This window comes from Streptomyces alboflavus (assembly GCF_000716675.1).
Taxonomy (GTDB): Bacteria; Actinomycetota; Actinomycetes; order Streptomycetales; family Streptomycetaceae; genus Streptomyces; species Streptomyces alboflavus.
This window is the reverse complement of the sequence record NZ_JNXT01000059.1, coordinates 23,709-46,831: the sequence shown is the minus strand read 5'-3', so window position 1 is coordinate 46,831 and position 23,123 is coordinate 23,709. Positions and strand designations below refer to the sequence as shown.

Below are 23,123 nucleotides of genomic sequence, written 5' to 3'. Positions count from 1 at the left end.
GCCGGTCTCGCCGTCGCGAACGGCCCGGCACACACGGCCCCCGTCAGCCCCCCGCTGGACCTGCCGCGCTCGCCGTACCGGAGAGTGCGTCCAGGTCGCTCTTGCGCACCCGGATCACGAGCAAGGCCGTGACCAGGGCGAGTACGGCCATGCCGACAGCCGGCAGGAAGGCCGTGGAGATGCCGGTGGACAGCACCTCGTGGCCCCAGGGAGCGGGAAGCTCTCCCGATTTGGCGAACTCGGCCTTCTGCTCCGGCGAGGCCTTCGCCATGAAGTCCGGGACCTGTTCCTTGGCCTCGTCCCGGCTCGCCGTGCCGAAGACCGTCGTCAGGATGGACAGGCCCAGCGAACCGCCCACCTGCTGCGTCGCGTTGAGCAGTCCGGACGCCGCTCCCGCCTCGTGCACCGCGACGCCTGACACCGCGGTCAGTGTGAGCGTCACGAAGTTGAGACCCATGCCGAAGCCGAACAGGACCATCGGCCCGAGGACCCCGCTGACGTACGAGCTGTCCGGAGTGATGAACGTCTGCCACCCAAGGCCGAGGGCGACGATGGCGGAGCCGGTCACCATGAACGGCTTGGGCCCGAGAACCGGCAGGAACCGCTGCGACAGACCCGCGCCGATCACGATCGCGACCGTCACAGGGAGGAAGGCGAGGCCGGCTTCGATGGGGGTGTAGCTCAACACGTTCTGGACGAAGAGCACGATGAAGAAGAACATGCCGAACATGGCGGCGGCCAGGCTGAGCATGATCACGTAGGTGCCCGACCGGTTGCGGTCGGCGAACATCTTCAGTGGTGTGATCGGTTCCTTCGCCCGGCTCTCGATCAGGACGAAGGCGGCGAGCAGCACGACCGCCGCGCCGAAGGACCCCAGGGTCAGACCGTCGCGCCAGCCGTCCTCGGAGGCCCGGATGAAGCCGTAGACGAGCGCGGCCATGCCGGCGGTCGAGGTCAGCGCGCCCACGAAGTCGAACCGGCCGGGATGGCGCTCGGACTCACTGATGTAGAGCGGGGTGAGGAAGGCGATCAGCACGCCGATGGGCACGTTCACGAACAGCACCCAGCGCCAGTCCAGCCACTCGGTGAGCATGCCGCCCGCCAGCAGGCCGATCGCGCCGCCACCGGCGGATACGGCTGCGAAGACACCGAACGCGCGATTCCGTTCGGGGCCTTCGGGGAACGTCGTCGTGATCAACGCGAGTGACGTGGGCGACGCGATCGCGCCACCGACGCCCTGCAGGGCGCGTGCCGCCAGCAACTGCCAGGGCTCCTGGGCGAATCCGCCGAGCAGCGAGGCGAGGGTGAAGAGCAGGATGCCGGTCATGAAGACCCGTCGGCGACCGAGGATGTCACCGGCGCGGCCACCGAGAAGCAGCAGGCCGCCGAAGGTGAGGGTGTACGCACTCACGACCCAAGTGAGGTCTGTCGTGGAGAACTTGAGCGCGTCCTGAATGTGCGGGAGCGCGATGTTCACAATCGTCGCGTCCAGGACCACCATGAGTTGACAGGCAGCGATGATGGTGAGCGCTATGCCGGGTCGGCCTTCTCGGCGGGCCGCACCTGGCTTCTGATCTTGATTTAACTGAGAGGTTGTCACTATGGGTCCCCCACAAGTGCGTTAGTGAACGCATACGTTCACTGTCGCGGTCTACGGTAGTGAAACCCTGACAGTGAACGCAAGCGTTCACTGGAACTGCCTTGATTGCTCAACGGAGATGTGTAGATGGTTACTTCGCGTTGGACGGCTGCCTCCACGCAGGCGGTCTCCTCGCGCCGCCGAGGCCCCGTGCTGGAGCGCGCGATTCTTGAGTCCGCGCTGGAGCAGCTCAGTACGGTCGGCTGGAGCGGGCTGACGATGGAGGGCGTGGCCGCGGGTGCCCAGACGGGCAAGGCCGCGGTGTACCGGCGCTGGCCGTCCAAGGAGGACCTCGTCGTGGACGCGCTGCAGGCCGGGCTGCCGGACCTGGTGGGCGTTCCGGATCACGGAAGCGTCCGGGAGGACCTGCTGCAACTGTGCCGTCAGATGCGTACGGCCATGACGTCACGCCCCGGCTATGCGCTCATGGCTGTTCTTCACGAGTGCGACACGGCAACCGCGGAGCGTTTCCATGGAGTGATCGTCGAAGGTGTCATCGAACCGAGTGTGGAACTCATCAGAGAGGTCATGCGGCGCGGAATGGAGCGCGGAGAGGTGCGTTCCGGAGCGACGGATCCATTCGTCTGCGATGTGATTCCGGCGATGATGATGTATCGCTCCAAGGTGTGCGGGAGCGAATGGACGGACGAGGAATTCATCAGCCTGATCGACCAGGTCATGGTGCCGCTGCTGCGCGTGTAGCGCGGGGGTGGCCGAGGCGCACGCGCGGGGCGTCGGCGTGAAACCGGACAGAGCTCGGCGAACCGGGGTGTCGCGAGTGGTCATCGGCGGCGTACGCTGTCTGGCGCCATGCCGTACGAAGCACCCACCCACACCGTCGAGCGCTCCCTGCGCGCCACCACCGGAGCGAAGATCGTCGCCGGTGTCGACGAAGTCGGACGCGGGGCGTGGGCGGGACCGGTCACTGTCTGTGCGGCGGTGACGGGACTGCGCAGGCCGCCCGCAGGGCTCACCGACTCCAAGCTGATCAGCCCCAAGCGGCGAGCCGAGCTCGCCGACGAGCTGGAGGGCTGGGTCACGGCGCACGCCCTCGGTCACGCCTCGCACGAGGAGATCGATGACCTGGGCATGACGGCCGCGCTGCGGCTGGCCGCGGTCCGGGCCCTCGAGGCCCTTCCGGTCCGTCCGGAGGCGGTCATTCTCGACGGGAAGCACGACTACCTCGGGGCGCCGTGGCGGGTCCGTACGGTCATCAAGGGCGACCAGTCCTGCGTGGCCGTCGCCGCCGCATCGGTGATCGCCAAGGTTCGGCGCGACAAAATGATGGCCGAACTGGGCATCGAACATGCAGACTTCGGTTTTGCGGCCAACGCCGGTTATCCGTCGCCGGTGCACAAGGCCGCGCTGGCGGAACGGGGGCCCACCCCCTACCACCGGCTTACGTGGGCGTATCTTGATGCGCTGCCCCAGTGGCGGCATCTCAAGAAAGCCCGCAGCTGGGCGGAGGGAAACGTTCCGGAAATCGAGGGCCAGCTCGGCTTTGACTTCTGATGTTTTCCGCAGTTCCGGTCGCACTCATGTGCCACCCGCCGACGCGTGTCGCATCGGCGTTTGATAGACAACAACGCATGCCTCTCATTCCCGAGGAGCCTCAGATTCACGAGAGTGCCCAGGGTCCCCGCGCCACGCCGGCCAGCAGCCGTACCGCGCCGACCCCCCGCCCCGTACCCGGCCCGCGTCCCGCGGCGCCGCCGCGGCCCGGACGTCCGGGTCCCGCACGGCCGACGCCGCCCGCGCAGCGCGCGACGCGCGAACCGGCCGTCAAGCCCGGGCCCACCGCCCTGGCCCCCACGCCGGAGCCCACGGCTCCGGCTGCCCCCGAAGCTTCCGCCGTCGACGCCGCCGCGGCGCTCCCGCAGATCCAGCTGATCCCGGCCTCGTCCGAGGGCGCGCTGGACGCCGCCGAGGAAGCCGTCGACCTGCTGCTCGACTCGGGCCGCGCCCCGGGTGACGTCCTGGTGATCACCACCGGCGAACCGCACCCGTGGGCGACGCACGAGCTGTCCTTCGGCGACGCCGCCTACTGGGCCCAGCACGACGCAGGCGACGACGTCTTCTACGCCGACGCCGCCGCCCTGCCCCGCGCCAAGGCTCGCCCCGTGGTCGTCGTGGCCCTGAACGGCGGCAGCGAAGAGGTCGCCGTCGCGGCCCTGCCGACGGCGCTCACCCGGGCCGGAACCCTGCTGGTCGTCTGCGGCGACCCGCAGCGGATCAACGCGATGCTGGGCGCGGGCGTCTGACGCTCCCGTCCGGCGGGCCACGCCGCGGCCTCGCGCCGCGGCGCCGCGCGCCACGTCGCGCTGGGCTGCGGCCACCTGCGTGGCCGCGCGCTGCACGTGCGTGGTGCGTGGTGCGTGGTGCGTGGTGCGTGGTGCGTGGTGCGTGGTGCGTGGTGCGTGGTGCGTGGTGCGTGGTGCGTGGTGCGTGGTGGCGGCTGGCGCCTGCGCCGTGGGTTGCCCGCGGCGGTAGCGGGTGCATGAGGGGCGCTCGGTGCGAGGCGGCGTCCGGCGGGCACCTACCCGTCCCGCCCTGGGACGGTCCAGTCCCTACGACGTCTCAGCGAGCGGCGACGCGACGTAACAACTCCGACGCCACGCCACCCATGCGCGGCGGAGGTGTCTCGACCTCGGCGAGGTCCTCGGGACGCGAACCGGCGCTCGGCCGACGGCCCGCGCGGCCTTCGCCGAGCACCTGCCAGCCCTCCCGGGTCAGCGTGATGTACGCCCCGCAGCGCAGCCCGTGCAGCGTGCACGCGTCCCGCAGGCCCCACATCCACGCGCCGTCCTCCGGCGTCCACAGCCCGTCCCCGTCCCGGCAGTAGAGCAACACGGCCGTACGCACCGGGGTGCGGCGGCGCAGATCGTGCGGGATGACCCGGCGCAACTGCGCGAGCAGGGCATTGCGGAACACCCAGCCGTCGGCGACGCTCGACCGCCTCGCGAACGACGCGGACGCCCTGACCCGTTCCTCCTGGTCGAGGACGGCGACCACCGCCGTGGCCGGAGTGGGCCGGTGGCGGGTGTGCAGGCCACTGACGACCTCGCGAGGGTTCCGAAGCAGCGGGATCTCGGCGGCCGACCACTCGGCGGGCTCAAGCAGACGGGTGGGCGACTGAGCGGGATCGGGTATCGCGGCGGCGGCCGATGGATCCGTCGTCGATGCCGCTGTGGACGGTGTGAATCCGAAGGTCACGTTCCTCCCTTCGGCTACACGCCCCTGCGGAGGGCGGCGTCGGACTGGGGCGCACCACGGCAGAGCCCTACTGGACCACGGGGGCCGCGCGGGAGCGCTTCCAATTCTTCCCGTCGTACTGGCTTGCGGCAACGAGCAATTGAAGCCGTCGCCCTGTATCCGGTGATACGTCTCGCATATCCCTGCCCAGAGCGTCCCTCGCCCAAGCCCGCTTCACCCCTGTACGGCCAGGACCAGCGGCAACACCCCCTTGGCTCCGGCTCGGCGCAACATCCGCGCTCCCACGGCGAGCGTCCAGCCGGTCTCCGTCGAGTCGTCCACCAGGAGCACGGGCCCGTCCGCCTCCTGGAGGGCCGAGGCCAGCGCGGGCGGCAGGGTCAGCGTGCCGTCCAGGGCTCGCAGCCGCTGGGCGCTGTTGCTCCTCGGCACGTGCGCGGTCTCGGCCCCGTCGACGTACTCCAGGGAGCCGAGCAGCGGCAGGCGCCCGATCTCCGCGATCCGCGCGCCCAGGGACTGGATCAGCTGCGGCTTCGAGCGCGAGGCCATGGTCACCACTCCCACCGGACGCGGCCCAGCGTCGGAGCTTCCCGAGGCCCAGCCGCCCGGCCCCTTCGCCCAGTCGGCCAGCACTTCCACGACGGCCTTCGCCACATCGTCCGGAACTGGCCCGTCCGGAGCCTGGGGCGCGAGCATCGGCCGCAGTCGGTTGCCCCAGCCGATGTCCGACAGCCGGCCCAGGGCCCGTCCGGGTGCGGCCAGTTCGCCGGCCGGGATGCGTCCCTTGAGCGTCATCCCCACGGCCGCCAGACCCGTGGGCCACATCTTCCTCGGCTCGACCTCGACACCCGGGCGGGCGAGCTCGCCGCGTGCCGTCTCCAGTGCCGCGGACGACACGTTGTCGCTGAACCGCCCGCCGGCGCAGTTGTCACAGCGCCCGCACGGCGCGGCCTCCTCGTCGTCGAGCTGACGCCGCAGGAACTCCATGCGGCAGCCGGCCGTAGTCGCGTACTCCCGCATGGCCTGCTGCTCCGCCTGCCGCTGCTTGGCCACCCAGGCGTAGCGCTCGGTGTCGTACGTCCACGGCCTGCCCGTGGAGATCCAGCCTCCCTGCACACGCCGGACCGCGCCGTCGACATCGAGGACCTTGAGCATCGTCTCGAGGCGTGACCTGCGCAGCTCGACGAGAGGCTCAAGAGCCGGAAGCGACATGGGGCGGTCGGCCTGCGCCAGCACGTCCAGGGTGCGCCGCACCTGCTCCTCCGGCGGGAAGGCGAGCGAGGCGAAGTAGTTCCAGATCGCCGTGTCCTCCTTGCCCGGAAGCAGCAGGACTTCCGCGTGGGCGACGCCGCGGCCCGCTCGGCCCACCTGCTGGTAATAGGCGATCGGTGAGGACGGCGAGCCGAGGTGGACGACGAAGCCGAGGTCCGGCTTGTCGAAGCCCATCCCCAGGGCGGAGGTGGCGACGAGAGCCTTGACCCGGTTGGCGAGCAGGTCCTCCTCGGCTTGCTGCCGGTCCGCGTTCTCCGTCTTGCCGGTGTACGAGGTGACCGTGTGCCCGCGATGGCGCAGGTACGCCGTCACTTCCTCGGCGGCGGCCACGGTGAGGGTGTAGATGATTCCGGAGCCCGGAAGCTCGTCGAGGTGGTCGGCGAGCCAGGCCAGCCGGTGTGCCGCGTTGGGCAGTTGGAGCACGCCGAGGCTCAGGCTCTCCCGGTCGAGCGCGCCGCGCAGGACGAGGGCGTCCGATCCGCCGCCGGTGCCGAGCTGGTCGGCGACGTCGGCCGTCACGCGGGCGTTGGCCGTCGCTGTCGTGGCCAGGACCGGGACGCCGGGCGGAAGGTCGGCCAGCATGGTGCGCAGCCTGCGGTAGTCGGGGCGGAAGTCGTGTCCCCAGTCCGAGATGCAGTGGGCCTCGTCAACCACGAGCAGGCCCGTGGCCGCGGCCAGCTTCGGCAGGACCTGATCGCGGAAGTCCGGGTTGTTGAGCCGCTCCGGGCTCACCAGCAGGACGTCCACCTCGCCCGCCGCCACCTCGGCCTGGATGGTGTCCCACTCTTCCGTGTTGGACGAGTTGATCGTGCGGGCTCGGATCCCGGCGCGCTCGGCCGACTCCACCTGATTCCGCATGAGCGCGAGCAGCGGAGAGACGATCACGGTGGGGCCGCTGCCCCGCTCCCGCAGCAGTGCCGTCGCGACGAAGTACACGGCGGACTTGCCCCAGCCCGTTCGCTGCACGACGAGCGCCCGGCGCTTCTCGGCGACCAGTGCCTCGATTGCGCGCCACTGGTCCTCGCGCAGCCGAGGGCCGCCCGGCGGCGCCCCGCCGGAATCGGGGGAGGGGCCGCCGACGAGGCGGGCGAGGACGGCGTCGGCCGCCGTGCGCAGGTCTTCGTTGCTCATGGCCCCATGCAACCTGATGGGTACGACATCGGGTGAACGAGTCCGCCAGTCTGTGGATAACTCTTGAGGTGCCCCTGATCATGGTTATCCACAGGGTCAACCGGAATGATGGGATCCGGTGCAGAGTCGGCGCATGACGAATCACAGCGAATCAGCCGATCCGACCGAGGGCACGACCGACGGCCCGACTGAGGGCACGATCGAAGCGCCCGTCGAAGATGCGAGCGCGGACTCCGTCGCCGAGTCCGTGGTCACCCTGCGCACTCCCGCCGAACTGGCCGACGCCTTGCCGTACTTGCTCGGCTTCAGGCCCGAGAACAGCGTCGTCCTCATCGCACTGCACGGCCGTAGCGGACGGTTCGGCGGCCGGGCGCGCCTCGGTATTCCGACGCGTGCGGAGGACTGGCCGGCCGTCGCGGAGCAACTCGCGCAGTGTCTCGTGAGCGGCTGCGAACGGCGCGAGGCCCGACCGGACGGCGTCGTCGCCTTCCTCTGCCAGGAGCCGGGAGGGTCCGCGGGGGACACCTCCGGGCAGCCCCGCCGAGGAGAGGCAGAAGGCGCCTCCGGAAATTCCGGGCGGCAGGTCGTGGAGCGCCTGCGGCCGCTGGCTCAGGCTCTGCGGACCGCCTGCGGCGGTCTCGACGTCCCGGTCCTGGAGGTCGTCTGCATCTCGGACGGGCGCTTCTGGACGTACTGCTGCCCTGACCAGCGGTGCTGCCCGCCGGAGGGGACGCGGCTGCTTCCCGCGGGCACGTCGGTCCTGGCCGCGGCCACCGCGTATTCGGGCCGCCTTGTGGGCCTCGACCAGGGGAAGCTGCGAGCGCGACTCACGCCCTGGCGGACCGACGCCGCGGCCGCTCAGGAGAGCGCGCTGCACGGGGCGGCCATCGCGCTCGTGCCCAGGATCCTGGACGAGGGCGGCCACGCCGATGTCTCCGACGAGACGATCGACCTCGCCCGTCGCGTCATGGCCCGTCTCGCTGAGGCGCCCGCGAAGGGCGACCCGCTGGCCGCGGACCTCCAGGACGACGAGCTGCTGGCCCATGACGAGGCCGCTGCCCTTATCCTCGGCATCCAGGACCGCACGACCCGGGACCGGGCGGCGGAGTGGATGGAGGGGGCGGAAGCGAAACCCGCCCTCAGGCTCTGGCGGGCGCTCGCACGCCGCTGCGTCGGCCCGTTCCACGAGCACGCGGCGGCGCCACTGGCCCTGGCCGGTTGGGTCGCCTGGTCTCTGGGTGACCTCATCGAGGGCCAGGAGGCGTTGACCATGGCGCTCAAAGCCGACCCGCACTACACCTTCGCGCTGCTGCTCTACCCCGCCTGCGGCGCGGACGAGGACCCGGAGCCGATTCGCCGCGTCCTGCGTCGCGAGCGGGCCGAGCGCGAGTCGGACGACCCCGAGATCCCGCTCGCCCCGGAGGAACTCATCGACCTGGAGGCCCCGGTCGGCGCGGAGGCCCCGGCTGGCGCGGAGGTTCCGGTCGACTCGGGAGTCCCGATCGTCGACCTGGCAGGCGGCCGGAGTGGTGCGGTTGTTGAGGGCGTGGGTGCCCTTGACAGCCCCGGCACGTCCGATGACATCACCGACACCACGGCTGTGCGTGGCGCCGGACCCTTCGACCGGCTCAGTGCAGACGGACTCGGTGCCGATCACGCCGCTGCCCTCGACGAGATTCCCGAGCCTCGAGGAGGTGTCGAACTTCCTGGAGATGCGGATCGGTTGAGCGCATCTGCTCCGGCCCCCGCCGACGCAGCCGTCTCGGCCCCCGCTCCCGCAGCTCCCGCAGCTCCCGCAGCTCCCGCCGCTCCCGCAGCTCCCGCCGCCTCCGCCGCTCCCGCCGCCTCCGCCGCTCCCGCCGCCTCCGCCGCGGGATCAGGTGCCGCCCCCGACGCGGCTTCCGACGCCGTGGTGGCAGGTGAACCGAGGGCTGACGCAGGCGTCGGCTCGACGTCCCCTGGTCGGCGCCGTGCTCGCTGCTCCACCACCCGTGGGACACGTCCGGGCGGCAGCGCAGGGGCGGGGCCGCGGCACCGGCGGCCCGCGGGCCGGCGTGAGACGAGGAACGGCAGGTGAACTCGGGGGACGGGCGCCGCGTACGGCGACCTGTACGGGCGCGAGCCGGAATGGCCGTCGCGGCGGTGCGCCGCCGTATGGGCGGCTTCCTGAGGCGCGTGCGTGACTTGGGGCGGCCCGGGCCCGTTCACCTGAGTGGCGGTACCCACGTCCGGGTCGCGCCGCTGCACCGCGACCGAGTCTCCGCAGCGCAGACAACGCAGAAGAGGCCGCCCCATGCACGTTCCCGCTCCGTCTCCTGCCTCCGGCCTGTCCGGTCTCTCCGGCAGGCCCAAGAGATCCGATGGCGGGCAGGACAACAGCATCCGCCTGCCCGCCACCGCTGCCCGGCGCCCACCCGTCGGACAGGACCCCGGCCCCGTTTCACGCCGCCCAGGCGCGCTGCCGCCTGTGCACGCCTCGCTGGTCTGCGTTGCGCTGCCGGCGCTGGCGGTGTCCACCGACCAAGGGCAACTGAACGGCCGTGGGCTCGAAGGGTTCTACCGCTCGGGGCGGCGCATGCTGTCGCGCTGCCAGGTGCGGGTGGCCGGGCGGGAACCGGTCGCCGTACAGGCACGGATGCTCTCGGCCGACAGCGCCCGCTTCGTCGCCACCGTCCTGCCGTCCACCGAAGGCGGGCCGGATCCGGACGTCGTCGTGGAGCGGACCCGGCACGCCGACGGCACGGAGCGGATCACCCTGCACAGCGCGGCCAGCCGTCCCCTCAGGCTGCCCGTCGAGGTGTCGCTCGGCACGGACCTCGCGGAACTGGGCGCGGTCGCCTCGGGCAGAGCCGGCCCGGAACTGCCGGCCAGCGTGCACGACTCCGGCATGCGTTGGTCCTCGGGCAAGGGCCACTGCGTGGTCACCGCCGTTCCGGCACCCAAGGACGCGCTGGCCTCCGCCGGACTGCTCCGCTGGGAGGTGCAGCTGCCCCCGGGAGGCAGCCAGAGCGTGGAGCTGCGGGTCCGCCCGGACGGTGGTGGGCCGGTGCGCCCGGTGGGGCACGGTGCGAGCAGCCCGCTGTCACCGGTCCGGGCGGTCGGCGACGAGCCGACGGTGGGTCGGCTCCTGGAGACGTCCACGGCGGACCTGAGGGCACTGCTGCTGCGGGACCCCGCGTATCCGACCGACGTGTACGTGGCAGCAGGGGCGCCCTGGCGGTGTGGTCTCGCGCCCGCCGAGGCGCTCATGGCCGCCCGGATGGCCCTGCCGCTCGGCACCAGGCTCGCCGTCGGCACGCTGCGCACCCTCGCCCGCAGCCAGATCGGCACACCGGGGCCGCGGGCAGGCATGATCCCGGGGCCGATGCGCAACGCGGGACCGCTGCTGCCTCCCGGCTGCACGGGCATCGAAGCCACGCTGCTGTTCCCCGTGCTGCTGGCCGAGGCCTGGCGCTGGGGGACGCCGGAGGCGGACGTGGAGGAGTTGCTGCCGCCCGCGGAGCGGTGCCTGCGGTGGCTCCTCAGTGCCGTCGACGACAGCGATTTCCTCCCGGACCCCCACCCCGGCGGCCCAGCTCGCTGCGAGACCCAGGCCCACGCCCACCGTGCGGCGCTGCTCGGCGCGGACCTGCTCGACGCCCATGGACGTGCGGGCGGTGGCGAGCTCAGGGAGTGGGCGGGGCGGCTGCGCGGCCGGTTCCGCAAAGAGTTCTGGGCGGCGGACCGGGCGGGCGGCAGGCCTGCGGCGGCGCGGTTGCCAGACGGCCGACTGGTTCCGTACCTCACCGGGAGCGCGGCCCACCTCCTGGACACAGGGCTGCTCGGATCCGGGGAGCTCGCTCCCGGCTTGCTCGACAAGGTGCAGACGGAACAGGTCGCCAGGCTGTTCGGCGGCCCCGCCATGGACTCGGGCTGGGGGCTGCGGAGCATGGGCGTGAAGGAGGCCGCGTACAACCCGTTCGGGCACCGGAGCGGGGCGGTGCGTGTGCACGAGACGGCCGTCGCGGTCGCGGGGCTCGCCGCTGCGGGGTACGAGAAGGAAGCGGGGTCGCTGCTGCGCGGAGTGCTCGCCGCGGCCGAGACCTTCGGCCACCGCCTGCCCGAGATGTACGCGAGCGAGCAACGCGCGGAGGGCGGCGCGCCACTGCCGCACCCTGCGGCATGCCGCCCGGCGGCCATGACCGCGGCAGCCGGGGTACAGCTCCTGACGGTGCTCGCCGGAATCCGTCCGGACGCCCCTGCTGGCACGGTCACGCTGAACCCCGTGCGCAGCGCCCCGCTGGGCGAGCTCGGGCTGACGGGGCTGCGTGTCGCGGAAGCCCCGTTCTCGGTCCGGGTGAGCAGGCTCGGGCTCGCCATGGTCGAGGAAGCGGCTGACCGGCTGCAGTTGGGGGTGTGAGAGCGCTGGGCGGCGGTGCGGAGGGCGCGGCGGGCCACGGGCGCGGATCCCAGGAATCGGGGCCGGAAGTAGATGTTGCGGGAGCTGGCGTAGGAGGTGTTTATCGTCAAGCAGACGACTATGATCGCGGCATGTCGCCCTACGACCCGTCGGCCTTCCCGCCCTTTGCTGTCACCGTCGATCTGGTCGTGCTGACCGTGCGTCGCCACGCGCTGTGCGCGCTGGCCGTACGTCGCGGTGAGTCACCGTTCCAGGGACGTTGGGCGCTGCCCGGCGGGTTCGTGCGGCCCGATGAGGACCTGTCGTCTGCGGCGGCGCGGGAACTGATCGAGGAGACGGGGCTGTGCGCCCATGATCCTGACAGCCCGGTTCAGGCCAATGGGGCGCACTTGGAGCAGCTGGCCACCTACGGCGACCCCAAGCGCGATCCGCGCATGCGGGTGGTCAGCGTCGCGCACCTCGCGCTCGCACCCGACCTGCCCGCGCCCAGAGCGGGCGGTGACGCGAACAGCGCGCGCTGGGCGCCGGTCGACGCCCTGCTCGCCCAGGGCGGGTACGGCCGCGAGGGGGAACAGGCGACGCCCCTCGCGTTCGACCACGCGCAGATCCTCTCCGACGGAGTGGAGCGCGCCCGTTCGAAGATCGAGTACTCCTCTCTTGCCACGGCGTTCTGCCCGCCCGAGTTCACGGTCGGTGAGCTGCGCCGGGTCTACGAAGCCGTGTGGGGTGTGGCGCTCGACCCGCGTAACTTCCACCGCAAGGTGACGGGCACGCCGGGCTTCCTCGTCCCCACCGGCGGTACGACGACCCGCCAGGGCGGGCGGCCCGCACAGCTTTTCCGGGCAGGCGGCGCCACGCTCCTCAACCCGCCGATGCTGCGCCCCGACGTCTGAGGGCGCCTCTCGGTCGCGTAGTGCCGCTCCTGGCTGCGCGATCGGGGTGCGTCATTCGGCGCCTCGGGCACCGCGGTTGACACCCGCGGCCCACGCCCTGAGCGAAAAGCCGGAAATGTCGCGTTATCTTGCTGCGGTACCCACGGGGTTCGTCCGTCCCCGATTCGGCGGACTCGCCCCGGCCGCCGAGCGGTCGCACGTCCCGCGAGAGAAGCGATGATCCAGGCCATCGGACTGACCAGCAAGAGTCGCAAGGAGCTCCCGCCCGCTGTCGACGACGTGTCCTTCGAGGCGCGCACGGGCCGTGTCACCGCGCTGCTCGGCGCGGCCGACGCGGGCAAGACGACGGTGCTCAGGTTGATGCTCGAACTCCAACAGGGCCGCGGGGTCACCTACTTCAGAGGCCGCCCTCTGCACCGCATCGCCCATCCCTCCCGGGAAGTGGGTGTGCTGCTCGGCGAAGTGCCAGGTCATCCGGCTCGCTCGGTGCGGGGCCACCTGCGGATGCTCTGCGCCGCTGTTGGTGTGCCCGTGCTGCGTGCCGACGACGTACTGGAGGCCGTCGGGCTCGTCAGCCTTCGCGGACAGTCACTCGGCACCCTCTCGCGCGGCATGGATCGCAGGCTCGCGCTGGCCTGCGCCTTGCTCGCCGACCCGCACACGCTCGTCCTGGACGGTCCCGCCGACGGCCTTTCCGCCCGGGAGGGCGCCTGGCTGCACGGCTTCCTGCGGGCGCACGCGGCCCGAGGCGGCACCGTCCTGTACTCCACCAGCGACTCCAAGGAGGCCGCGCGAACCGCTGACCGGGTCGTCACGCTCGAAGCCGGACGCGTCACCGCCGATCAGGAGGCGGGGGAGTTCGCCCGCACCCGGCTGCGCCCCCGCGTGGCTGTCCGCACGCCGCATGCCGCGCGCCTGGCCGCCCTGCTGACGAAGGAAGCACGGGCACGCCGCAGGCCCGTGGAGGTGGTGGAGGAGGACGGCAACAGGCTTTCGGTGTACGGCAGCACCTGCGCGGATGTGGGCGAGACCGCGTTCCGGCACGGCATTCTCGTTCATCGCCTCGCGGACGAGATCGGGGACGCGGGGGCGTCGGCAGGTCGTGGGTTGGCTCCTGAGGCGGAGCCCGAGGTGGCGGCGCCGGAGCGCGCGCCCGGCGTATCCACTAAGAGCACTCCGCGCAACCCGTGTGGTGCTGACACCGCCCCGCCAGACGTCACTGACGCGTCGACCGTCACCCTCCCGCCCGTGACCTTGCCGGAACCGGCACCGACGGTTCAACTCCTGCCTGAGGAACGGAAGTACGCCGACCTCGTCCGGCCCGACGCGGAGCCTGAGCACGAGCCCCCGGCGGATCCAGGCGCAGAGGCGGAGCCCACTCTGAGAGCCGGGTCGCCCGCCGCCGAGCCCTGGAGCGAGCCAATGGATGAGCCGCGGGATGAGCCAACGGGTGAGCCCCGGGATGAGCCCGGACGCCCCCCTGAGCCCTCACCCCGACTCGCCCCACTCCACCCGCTCGTCCCGCTCCGCCCACTGGACGGCGGCGAGCCGCCCGCCGACCTGACCCCCACACGGACATCACCGAAGCCTCACCCCCAGAGCCCGCATGCATCCCCGTCCCCAGCCCCGCCCCAGCCTCCACCACCCCCCGTGTCCCCCCTGCCACCCCCCATCGCCGTCCACGCGGCTCGCAGCCCCCTGCGTCCCCTGCGCTACGAACTGTGCCGCGCCACCGGAATCGGTACCGGACACCTCACGGTGGCCGCCGTCCTCGCCGTATCCGCACTGCTGTGCGTCTTCCTCGGTCGCACGGGCCACACACCGCAGCCCCGGCTGCTCGCGGCCTGGCCCACCGAACTTCCGCTGCCGCCCGCGGCCCTTGGTGCCGGGCTTCTCGGCGCACTCGCCTTCGGCGAGGAGTTCCGCCATCCCGCCCTCGCGACGGACCGAGGCACCGTCCCGCGCCGTCTCGGTCTGCTCGCCGCGAAGCTCGTGGTCGCCGCGGTCACCGCTCTGCTCCTGGCCGTGCTCACCGTGGGCTGCGACGCCGCCGTGCTCCACCTCGTATACGGACCGGAGCTCACCGAAGTTCCCGCTGACTGGCTTTCCGTGAGTACGAGTTGGATCACCTTTATGATCGGCTGTGCTTGGGCGGGGGTTCTGGCGGCCGGTGTGTTCCGGTCCACCACTGCCGGGCTCGCCGCTGTCGTCGCCGTTCCGATTGTCGTTGTACCCCTCGTACAAAAGGGGCTGGCGGGCCCGTCTGTGCGATCGGCGGTCGGTCTGCCAGGGCGATTGCGGCAGCTCGCACTCGTGGAATGGCCCTTCGGAGTCGAGCGGTATCTGGCCGGGGGACTCCGGATGGTTGCCCAACCCGTGGGCGGCGCACTGGCGTTGTCCGTCACCGCCCTGCTCTGCGCTTATCTGCTGACCGCGACGCGAAACAGGGCGAGCTGACCGCAATCTGCTGCCTTTCGTTCCTGCGTTGCGCGCAACTCTCCGGGCGGCGGCCACTTCTTTCCGATAACGCGTCAATTGGAGCGAGGTAAGCGATCACCCTTTCGTGTGCTTTTCACCAAAGACCTCAAGGGACTTGAGGGCCAAGCCGACAACTCATCCGTGAGTACCCTTGCGCACACCATGATGACCACCGCCCGCTCCGCAGACGCCGGCCTCGCCGGCCCGGCGGGCGAACTCGACCGCTACCCCTACGCGGAGGCTCCCGGCGCCGACCGCGTGGTCGCTCCCGTGTGGGACGGCGCGGACCAGGACCTGGGCCGCGTGGGCCGACGAGCCGCAGGCAACCGCGGCCGCGGGCTGCATGGCCAACTGGTCCAGCAGCTGGGCCAGATGATCGTCTCCGGAGACCTCGGAGCCGACCGGCCCCTGGTCCCGGAGGAGATCGGCCAGCGGTTCGAGGTCTCCCGCACCGTCGTCCGTGAATCGCTGCGCGTACTGGAGGCCAAAGGCCTCGTCAGCGCCCGCCCGAACGTCGGCACGCGCGTCCGCCCGGTCAGCGACTGGAACCTGCTCGACCCGGACATCATCGAATGGCGGGCGTTCGGCCCGCAGCGCGACGACCAGCGGCGCGAACTCAGTGAGCTCCGCTGGACGATCGAGCCCCTGGCGGCCCGCCTCGCCGCCGGGCACGGCCGCGAGGAGGTGCAGCAGCGGCTCGCCGACATGGTGGAGATCATGGGCCACGCGCTGGCCCAGGGTGACTCGATCACCTTCTCCCGCGCGGACGCCGAGTTCCACTCGCTGCTCATCCAGGTCGCGGGCAACCGCATGCTGGAGCACCTCTCCGGCATCGTCTCCGCCGCACTCCACGTCTCCGGAGGGCCCGTCACCGGCTGTGACCGCCCGACCGAGGCCTCCCTGGTGCACCACTCCCGGATCGTCGACGCCCTCGCCGCGGGCGACGGAGCCGGTGCCGAGTCCGCCATGCGGCAGCTGCTCACCGTCCACCCGGAAGTGGAGCGCGTGGTGCCCGCTCCCCGCGAGCACTGACCCCTCCCGCGTCAGTACGGCAGCCCGTGCCCGCCCCCGCAGCATCGTTTCGCTGCCTTATGCCGCCCGCGTCGCCGGACTCCCGCACCCCTCAGGGGCAGGGCGGGTCCGGCGGCAGCGGCGGGGGATGGCACGAGCGATGGGAGGTCATGCGAGGGCTTCGTACTCAGGGGGAAGACGATGACTTCGTACGTGGACGGCGACCGTGAGCCCGGCGCCCGGGTGGCGTCGCGGTCCGGGCTGAAGGACGCTGGCGACACGGAGAGACGTCGGCGTACACCCCAAGGGAGCCGACGGACGTCGAAGGATGTTGATGCGTGACGAGGAATGTTGATGCGGCCGTGAGGGCGCCGACGGACGCGCATCACGACGAACGCGACGTGCGCATCCGACTGGAGGATGACGGAACTCTCGTCGCTTCTGACCGCATCTAGCTGCTTTTGAGCGCTTACGGGGTGTGACTCGGGCCACGTAGATTGGGCGTAACGCTCCTACGAACAGCGCGATGACCTAAGAGGTGATAGCCGAGGAGGGAATACAGCCGTCGTTCACGGCGCTGTCCGAGCTCCACGGCCCCGCCCGCGCCGTCGGCCCAAATCCCCAGCCGTCGGTCGTCGGCTCCGGTCCACAGTGGACGGGGCCGGAAGCCGTTTTCCAACGTTCCGAGAGGTTGTTCGTGTCGGCCAGCACATCCCGTACGCTCCCGCCGGAGATCGCCGAATCCGTCTCTGTCATGGCGCTCATCGAGCGGGGAAAGGCTGATGGGCAGATCGCCGGCGACGACGTTCGTCGTGCCTTCGAAGCTGACCAGATCCCGGCCACTCAGTGGAAGAACGTTCTGCGCAGCCTCAACCAGATCCTCGAGGAAGAGGGTGTGACGCTGATGGTCAGTGCCGCGGAGCCGAAGCGCCCCCGCAAGAGCGTCGCAGCGAAGAGCCCGGCCAAGCGCACCGCGACCAAGACGGTCGCGGCCAAGACCGCCACGGCGAAGCCGGCCACCACCGCGGCCGCGCCCGAGAAGCCGGTCGCCGCCGAAGCCGCCGAGGACGGTACGGCCAAGAAGGCCGCTGCCAAGAAGACGACCGCCAAGAAGGCCGTCGCCAAGAAGACCACCGCCAAGAAGACGGCGGCCAAGAAGACCACCTCCAAGAAGGAAGCCGGTGAGCTCCTGGACGAGGAGGCCACCGAGGAGACGCCCGCCGCCGGCAAGCCCGGCGAGGGCGAGCCCGCGGAGGAGGGCGCGCAGGGCTTCGTGCTCTCCGACGAGGACGAGGACGACGCGCCCGCACAGCAGGTCGCCGCCGCGGGTGCCACCGCCGACCCGGTCAAGGACTACCTGAAGCAGATCGGCAAGGTCCCCCTGCTCAACGCCGAGCAGGAGGTCGAGCTCGCCAAGCGCATCGAGGCGGGCCTGTTCGCCGAGGACAAGCTGGCCAACGCGGACAAGCTCGCGCCGAAGCTCAAGCGCGAGCTGGAGATCATCGCCGAGGACGGCCGCCGCGCCAAGAACCACCTCCTGGAGGCCAACCTCCGCCTCGTGGTCTCCCTGGCCAAGCGCTACACCGGCCGCGGCATGCTCTTCCTGGACCTCATCCAGGAGGGCAACCTCGGTCTGATCCGCGCGGTCGAGAAGTTCGACTACACCAAGGGCTACAAGTTCTCCACGTACGCCACCTGGTGGATCCGTCAGGCCATCACCCGCGCCATGGCCGACCAGGCCCGCACCATCCGTATCCCGGTGCACATGGTCGAGGTCATCAACAAGCTCGCGCGCGTGCAGCGCCAGATGCTCCAGGACCTGGGCCGCGAGCCCACCCCGGAGGAGCTGGCCAAGGAACTCGACATGACCCCGGAGAAGGTCATCGAGGTCCAGAAGTACGGCCGCGAGCCCATCTCCCTGCACACGCCGCTGGGCGAGGACGGCGACAGCGAGTTCGGTGACCTCATCGAGGACTCCGAAGCCGTCGTCCCGGCCGACGCGGTCAGCTTCACGCTCCTCCAGGAGCAGCTCCACTCCGTGCTCGACACCCTGTCGGAGCGCGAGGCGGGCGTCGTCTCGATGCGATTCGGTCTCACCGACGGTCAGCCGAAGACCCTCGACGAGATCGGCAAGGTCTACGGAGTGACGCGCGAGCGCATCCGCCAGATCGAGTCGAAGACGATGTCGAAGCTGCGCCACCCGTCGCGCTCGCAGGTCCTGCGCGACTACCTGGACTGAGCCGCGGCACAGTGCCACAGAAAGGCCCGGAGACCCGCACGGGACTCCGGGCCTTTCGCCTGCCCGCGTGGCGCACGTGCGGGGCATGGGACGGTGGCTGACTCTGGGTGTGCGATTGCAACCCGGAGTGAGGAGATCGCATGCGTCGTCCCATCGCCCGATCGCTGGCCTCAGCGCTGGTCCTGGGGGCAGCGGCAGCGGCGCTGCCCCTGGCGGCCACGGCCCCCGCCGAGGCCGACAGCGTCATCATCGGAGGCCAGCCGGTGCGGGTGGCCGACAGCCCCTGGACGGTGGCCCTTGCGAGCCGTGACCGGTTCGGGGGTACGAGGTCGGGCCAGTTCTGCGGTGGTGTCGCGATCGCGCGCTCGACGGTCCTCACCGCGGCGCACTGCATGCGCGAGGAAGTCCTCGGTGTGGCCCTCGGTGAGGTACGGGACCTCAAGGTCATCGCCGACCGTGAGGACCTGGCCACGAACGCGGGCAGTGAGATCTCCGTGAGCCGCGTGCGGGTCAACCGCGACTACGACAGCTACACCAACGCCGGTGACTTCGCGGTGCTGACCCTGGCGCAGCCGCTGCCGCAGAGCCATGTGATCGGGACGGCGCGCGCCGGAGACGCCGCCTACGACCCCGGTACGAGCGCCACCGTGTACGGCTGGGGTGACACCACGGGGCGGGGCGACTACGCCCGGTCGCTGCGCGCCGCCCAGGTCACGGTCCTCGCGGACAAGGTGTGCGAGGAGGCGTACCCCGGCAGTGCTGACGGCACGTACACGCGCGCCTCCATGGTGTGCGCGGGGGAGCCTCAGGGGGGCCGGGATGCCTGCCAAGGCGACAGCGGTGGGCCGCTGGTCGCGCGAGGGAGGCTCATCGGCCTGGTGTCGTGGGGGGACGGCTGCGGCCGGGCGGGCAGCCCGGGGGTGTACACACGGATCTCGGACGTCGTGCGGGTGATGAACCAGGGTCAGTGAGCGGACGGACCGCGCGGGGCCCTGAGTTCCGGGCTCCGCGCGGACGGGCCGTGCGCGGCTCTGGGCGGCCCGCACGCGCTCCTGGGGCACCGGTACGGCACAGAGTCCCGGTCGGCCGGGGAGCGCGGGCTGTCGGGCGTCCTGAGGAATGTGAGCGGGCGGCTGCCCCTGGGGTTACAGGGGCAGCCGCCCGGTCGCCGGTCTGGTGGTCCGGCGCTCGCTCGTCGTCGTGCGAGGCTTCAGCGTTCCTCTTCGGATGAGCTGGCCGGCACAGCCGTCAGGCGCTCCGTCTCATCCTGTATCTCGGCGGCGATCTTCTTGAGTTCCGGCTCGAACTTGCGACCGTGGTGGGCGCAGAAGAGCAGTTCACCGCCGCTCAACAGGACGACGCGCAGGTACGCCTGTGCGCCGCAGCGGTCGCAGCGGTCAGCGGCCGTCAGGGGGCTCGCGGGGGTCAGAACAGTAGTCACGTCGCCTCTTCTCTAGCTCGACGAGCTGTCGTACCAGGGTCAACATCCAACCAGGCCGAAAACGTTCCCGCTCGTGGCTTTTCCTCGAATTTTTCATTCGGGGTGGCTGTCTGCTGCCGGTTGGCGGCGAATGTGCCGTATTGCTGTCGTACGGTTTCGCGCTGTCTGTCAGGTCAGGTCCTCGCCGGCTGGCTTGCCGGTTGTTCATGAGGACGTGCCCGGAGCCTAAATGGTTCATGCCTGGAAGGGAACGTGATGTGTGCTTCACTCCATCGAGCGATCGAACACGCGTGCGCTTCTGGACTAGTCTGGGCCGAGTCGAGGGTGGCGTGACAACGGCTCTACCAGGCCTCGGTACCCTCTGACGGGCAGTAGAAGCCGGGCCCTTACCCCAAAGGGCCTCCCTTGAAATTCAGCGAGGAGCGAACCGCGTGACCGCCGAGACGTCCGTGCCGTCCACAGCGTTGCTGACCGGAGCAGACCGGGACGGTTCCAACTACACCGCGCGGCACCTTCTCGTCCTGGAGGGGCTCGAAGCCGTCCGCAAGCGTCCGGGCATGTACATCGGGTCGACGGACAGCCGCGGTCTGATGCACTGCCTCTGGGAGATCATCGACAACTCCGTCGACGAGGCCCTGGGCGGGTACTGCGACCACATCGAGGTCATCCTCCACGACGACGCCTCCGTGGAGGTCCGGGACAACGGCCGCGGCATCCCGGTCGACGTCGAGCCCAAGACCGGGCTCTCCGGAGTCGAGGTCGTCATGACCAAGCTGCACGCGGGCGGCAAGTTCGGCGGCGGTTCGTACGCGGCCTCCGGCGGCCTGCACGGCGTGGGCGCCTCTGTGGTGAACGCCCTCTCGGCCCGTCTGGACGTCGAGGTGGACCGCGCCGGGCACACGCACGCCATCAGCTTCCGGCGCGGTGTCCCCGGAGCCTTCGCCAAGCCCGGCGCGGACGCGGCGTTCGACCCGGCGGCACGGCTGAGCAAGGTCAAGAAGATCCCCAAGACCCGCACCGGCACGCGCGTGCGCTACTGGGCCGACCGCCAGATCTTCCTCAAGGACGCCAGGCTCAGCCTGGAGAACCTGCATCAGCGCGCCCGCCAGACCGCCTTCCTGGTGCCCGGACTGACCATCGTCGTGCGGGACGAGTTCGGCCTCGGCGAGGGCGGCACGAAGGGCGAGGAATCCTTCCGCTTCGACGGCGGAATCAGCGAGTTCTGCGAGTACCTGGCGCAGGACAAGGCCGTCTGTGACGTCCTCCGCTTCTCCGGCCAGGGCACCTTCAAGGAGACCGTGCCCGTCCTCGACGACCACGGCCAGATGACGCCGACCGAGGTCACGCGGGAGCTCGGCGTGGATGTCGCGCTGCGCTGGGGCACCGGGTACGACACGACGGTCAGGTCGTTCGTCAACATCATCGCCACCCCCAAGGGCGGCACGCACGTGACCGGCTTCGAGCGGTCGCTCACGAAGACGATGAACGAGGCGCTGCGCGCGCAGAAGCTGCTGCGCGTCGCCGAGGACGACATCGTCAAGGACGACGCCCTGGAAGGCCTCACCGCCGTCGTCACCGTGCGCCTAGCGGAGCCGCAGTTCGAAGGTCAGACGAAGGAGGTCCTCGGCACGTCGGCGGCCAACCGCATCGTCGCCAACGTCATCGCCAAGGAGCTCAAGGCGTTCCTGACCTCCACCAAGCGTGACGCGAAGGCGCAGGCGCGCTCCGTGATGGAGAAGGCCGTCGCCGCCGCCCGCACACGCATCGCGGCCCGCCAGCACAAGGACGCCCAGCGTCGGAAGACCGCCCTGGAGTCCTCCTCGCTGCCCGCGAAGCTCGCCGACTGCCGCAGCGACGACGTCGACCGCAGCGAGCTGTTCATCGTCGAGGGAGACTCCGCCCTCGGCACCGCCAAGCTCGCCCGGAACTCCGAGTTCCAGGCCCTGCTGCCCATCCGCGGCAAGATCCTCAACGTCCAGAAGGCCTCGGTCTCGGACATGCTCAAGAACGCCGAGTGCGGCGCGATCATCCAGGTCATAGGAGCCGGGTCCGGCCGGACCTTCGACATCGACGCGGCGCGCTACGGCAAGATCATCCTGCTGGTCGACGCCGATGTCGACGGCGCGCACATCCGCATCCTGCTCCTGACCCTGTTCCAGCGCTACATGCGGCCCATGGTCGAGGCGGGCCGTGTGTTCGCCGCCGTGCCGCCGCTGCACCGGATCGAGCTGGTCCAGCCCAAGAAGGGCCAGGACAAGTACGTCTACACGTACTCGGACCGCGAGCTGCGCGACACCCTCCTCGAGTTCGAGCGCAAGGGCGTGCGGTACAAGGACTCCATCCAGCGCTACAAGGGCCTGGGCGAGATGGACGCCGACCAACTGGCCGAGACGACGATGGACCCCCGCTACCGCACGCTGCGCCGGATCAACATCTCCGACCTCGAGTCGGCGGAACAGGTCTTCGACCTGCTCATGGGCAACGAGGTCGCGCCGCGCAAGGAGTTCATCACGAGCTCGGCGGCGACCCTGGACCGCTCGCGCATCGACGCGTGAGGTCCCTGCGGGCGCGTGCTCGACCATGGGTGCGTGCTTGAACGCGATCTTGCACGCAGTAGTGCCCCGTGTGCGCTGGGGCGCCCTCGTCAGGGTGTCCGGAGCACGCGGGGCACCCGTGTCTGCGCGGCCGGAGGCCCTCGCGACGGGTAGCTCCACCCGTGGGTGGAGACACCCGGTCCACCCATGATCCACCCCAGCTCCGATCCTCTGACCAGGCTGATTCCGTAGCGTCGAAGGCGTACTTCTTCATCGCTCTTCTTCGTCCGCGCATGCCATCGGAGGCCGTGATGCCCGGGTTTGCCAACGCGCTGCTCATCCTTGCCGCAGTCGCTCTCGTCGTCAGACGCCAGACGCAGCCGCAGCGCATGACCGACTCCAAGCGCTGGTGGCTGATCCCTGTCGTGCTCGGATACTTCGGCCTCGGGGGCTCCGGTGTCATCGACACCCAGCACGAGACGGCCTCCCTCGTGCTGCTCGGCGGTGAGATCGCCGTGGGACTGTTGATGGGCGCAGCCTGGGCCTGGACCAGCCGGGTCTGGACCGAGCCGGACGGTTCCGTGTGGACCCGCGGCACCAAGTCCACCGCCGTCGTCTGGGCCGTCGGCATAGCCGCCCGGCTCGGGCTCATGGGGATAGGCCTCCTCATCGGCATCCACCAGGGCACCGGCGCGCTCCTGGTCGCCCTCGCCGCGTCGTTGCTGGTGCGCGCGGGCATCCTGGAACTGCGGGCCCAGGCCCTGCGCCCGGCGCCGGCCCTGGCCGGCGGCGTACGGTGACAAAATGCCCGCACTGATGGGGACGGACCCCGCCGGCGACGGGGCTCCCCGTGGGAACGGGGTGTCCGGCACGCTT

At 70.9% G+C, this 23,123-nt stretch carries 16 protein-coding genes; 12 read left to right on the top strand and 4 right to left on the bottom strand.

Annotated elements, in window-relative coordinates:
- Positions 1-43 precede the first annotated feature (43 nt).
- Complete coding sequence (locus OO63_RS33180; protein ID WP_030362794.1) at positions 44-1,600, bottom strand: MFS transporter; 1,557 nt, start codon at positions 1,598-1,600, stop codon at positions 44-46.
- 126 nt (positions 1,601-1,726) lie between these two features.
- On the opposite strand from OO63_RS33180, the gene OO63_RS33175 reads away from it, so the two are divergent.
- The 3 genes from OO63_RS33175 to OO63_RS33165 all read left to right on the top strand — a co-directional run bounded on the left by OO63_RS33175 (position 1,727) and on the right by OO63_RS33165 (position 3,900).
- Positions 1,727-2,341, top strand: coding sequence for a TetR/AcrR family transcriptional regulator (locus OO63_RS33175; RefSeq protein WP_030362793.1), 615 nt, complete (start codon positions 1,727-1,729; stop codon positions 2,339-2,341).
- 108 nt (positions 2,342-2,449) lie between these two features.
- Positions 2,450-3,151 (top strand): ribonuclease HII, encoded by a 702-nt coding sequence (locus tag OO63_RS33170; protein WP_030362792.1) that lies wholly within the window; start codon positions 2,450-2,452, stop codon positions 3,149-3,151.
- A 77-nt stretch (positions 3,152-3,228) separates the two neighbouring features.
- Positions 3,229-3,900 carry a hypothetical protein gene (locus OO63_RS33165; RefSeq protein ID WP_030362791.1) on the top strand — a complete coding sequence of 224 codons (672 nt, stop codon included), beginning with the start codon at positions 3,229-3,231 and terminating at the stop codon, positions 3,898-3,900.
- A gap of 316 nt (positions 3,901-4,216) precedes the next feature.
- Here OO63_RS33165 and OO63_RS33160 read toward each other — a convergent pair whose 3' ends face one another.
- Together OO63_RS33160 and OO63_RS33155 are read right to left on the bottom strand one after the other, a co-directional pair.
- Positions 4,217-4,852 (bottom strand): hypothetical protein, encoded by a 636-nt coding sequence (locus tag OO63_RS33160; RefSeq protein WP_030362790.1) that lies wholly within the window; start codon positions 4,850-4,852, stop codon positions 4,217-4,219.
- A gap of 213 nt (positions 4,853-5,065) precedes the next feature.
- On the bottom strand, positions 5,066-7,252 hold the full coding sequence (locus tag OO63_RS33155; RefSeq protein ID WP_030362789.1) for a RecQ family ATP-dependent DNA helicase: 2,187 nt from the start codon (positions 7,250-7,252) through the stop codon (positions 5,066-5,068).
- Between the two features lie 133 nt (positions 7,253-7,385).
- Between OO63_RS33155 and OO63_RS33150 the strand changes: the two genes are divergently transcribed.
- From OO63_RS33150 to OO63_RS33120, 7 genes are all read left to right on the top strand, one after another.
- Positions 7,386-9,329: a DUF4192 domain-containing protein gene (locus OO63_RS33150; RefSeq protein WP_234311412.1), complete on the top strand. Its 1,944-nt coding sequence runs from the start codon at positions 7,386-7,388 to the stop codon at positions 9,327-9,329.
- A gap of 381 nt (positions 9,330-9,710) precedes the next feature.
- Positions 9,711-11,651 (top strand): glycogen debranching N-terminal domain-containing protein, encoded by a 1,941-nt coding sequence (locus OO63_RS33145; protein WP_030362787.1) that lies wholly within the window; start codon positions 9,711-9,713, stop codon positions 11,649-11,651.
- Positions 11,652-11,782: 131 nt separating this feature from the next.
- The gene (locus OO63_RS33140; protein WP_030362786.1) at positions 11,783-12,544 is read left to right on the top strand and encodes an NUDIX hydrolase; all 762 of its coding nucleotides are present in this window, start codon (positions 11,783-11,785) and stop codon (positions 12,542-12,544) included.
- 216 nt (positions 12,545-12,760) lie between these two features.
- Positions 12,761-15,001 carry an ATP-binding cassette domain-containing protein gene (locus tag OO63_RS33135; RefSeq protein WP_031192727.1) on the top strand — a complete coding sequence of 747 codons (2,241 nt, stop codon included), beginning with the start codon at positions 12,761-12,763 and terminating at the stop codon, positions 14,999-15,001.
- Between the two features lie 162 nt (positions 15,002-15,163).
- On the top strand, positions 15,164-16,054 hold the full coding sequence (locus OO63_RS33130) for a FadR/GntR family transcriptional regulator (protein WP_078619518.1): 891 nt from the start codon (positions 15,164-15,166) through the stop codon (positions 16,052-16,054).
- A 670-nt stretch (positions 16,055-16,724) separates the two neighbouring features.
- Positions 16,725-18,272, top strand: a complete 1,548-nt coding sequence (locus tag OO63_RS33125) for an RNA polymerase sigma factor (RefSeq protein WP_030357363.1) — start codon at positions 16,725-16,727, stop codon at positions 18,270-18,272.
- Positions 18,273-18,412: 140 nt separating this feature from the next.
- Positions 18,413-19,243, top strand: a complete 831-nt coding sequence (locus OO63_RS33120; RefSeq protein ID WP_030357362.1) for a S1 family serine peptidase — start codon at positions 18,413-18,415, stop codon at positions 19,241-19,243.
- A gap of 239 nt (positions 19,244-19,482) precedes the next feature.
- On the opposite strand, the gene OO63_RS33115 is transcribed toward OO63_RS33120, so the two are convergent.
- Positions 19,483-19,713, bottom strand: a complete 231-nt coding sequence (locus OO63_RS33115; protein WP_030357361.1) for a DUF7455 domain-containing protein — start codon at positions 19,711-19,713, stop codon at positions 19,483-19,485.
- Between the two features lie 431 nt (positions 19,714-20,144).
- On the opposite strand from OO63_RS33115, the gene OO63_RS33110 reads away from it, so the two are divergent.
- Positions 20,145-22,268: a DNA gyrase/topoisomerase IV subunit B gene (locus OO63_RS33110; protein ID WP_030357360.1), complete on the top strand. Its 2,124-nt coding sequence runs from the start codon at positions 20,145-20,147 to the stop codon at positions 22,266-22,268.
- Positions 22,269-22,558: 290 nt separating this feature from the next.
- The gene (locus OO63_RS33105; protein WP_030357359.1) at positions 22,559-23,047 is read left to right on the top strand and encodes a DUF1453 family protein; all 489 of its coding nucleotides are present in this window, start codon (positions 22,559-22,561) and stop codon (positions 23,045-23,047) included.
- Positions 23,048-23,123: the final 76 nt, after the last annotated feature.

What these genes read in the sequence shown, in the direction of transcription:
- OO63_RS33120 (WP_030357362.1), top strand. Translation starts at nt 18,413, where the DNA reads ATGCGTCGTCCCATCGCCCGATCGCTGGCCTCAGCGCTGGTCCTGGGG.
- OO63_RS33135 (WP_031192727.1), top strand. Translation starts at nt 12,761, where the DNA reads ATGATCCAGGCCATCGGACTGACCAGCAAGAGTCGCAAGGAGCTCCCG.
- OO63_RS33150 (WP_234311412.1), top strand. Translation starts at nt 7,386, where the DNA reads ATGACGAATCACAGCGAATCAGCCGATCCGACCGAGGGCACGACCGAC.
- OO63_RS33140 (WP_030362786.1), top strand. Translation starts at nt 11,783, where the DNA reads ATGTCGCCCTACGACCCGTCGGCCTTCCCGCCCTTTGCTGTCACCGTC.
- OO63_RS33170 (WP_030362792.1), top strand. Translation starts at nt 2,450, where the DNA reads ATGCCGTACGAAGCACCCACCCACACCGTCGAGCGCTCCCTGCGCGCC.
- OO63_RS33105 (WP_030357359.1), top strand. Translation starts at nt 22,559, where the DNA reads ATGCCCGGGTTTGCCAACGCGCTGCTCATCCTTGCCGCAGTCGCTCTC.
- OO63_RS33155 (WP_030362789.1), bottom strand. Translation starts at nt 7,252, where the DNA reads ATGAGCAACGAAGACCTGCGCACGGCGGCCGACGCCGTCCTCGCCCGC.
- OO63_RS33165 (WP_030362791.1), top strand. Translation starts at nt 3,229, where the DNA reads ATGCCTCTCATTCCCGAGGAGCCTCAGATTCACGAGAGTGCCCAGGGT.
- OO63_RS33175 (WP_030362793.1), top strand. Translation starts at nt 1,727, where the DNA reads ATGGTTACTTCGCGTTGGACGGCTGCCTCCACGCAGGCGGTCTCCTCG.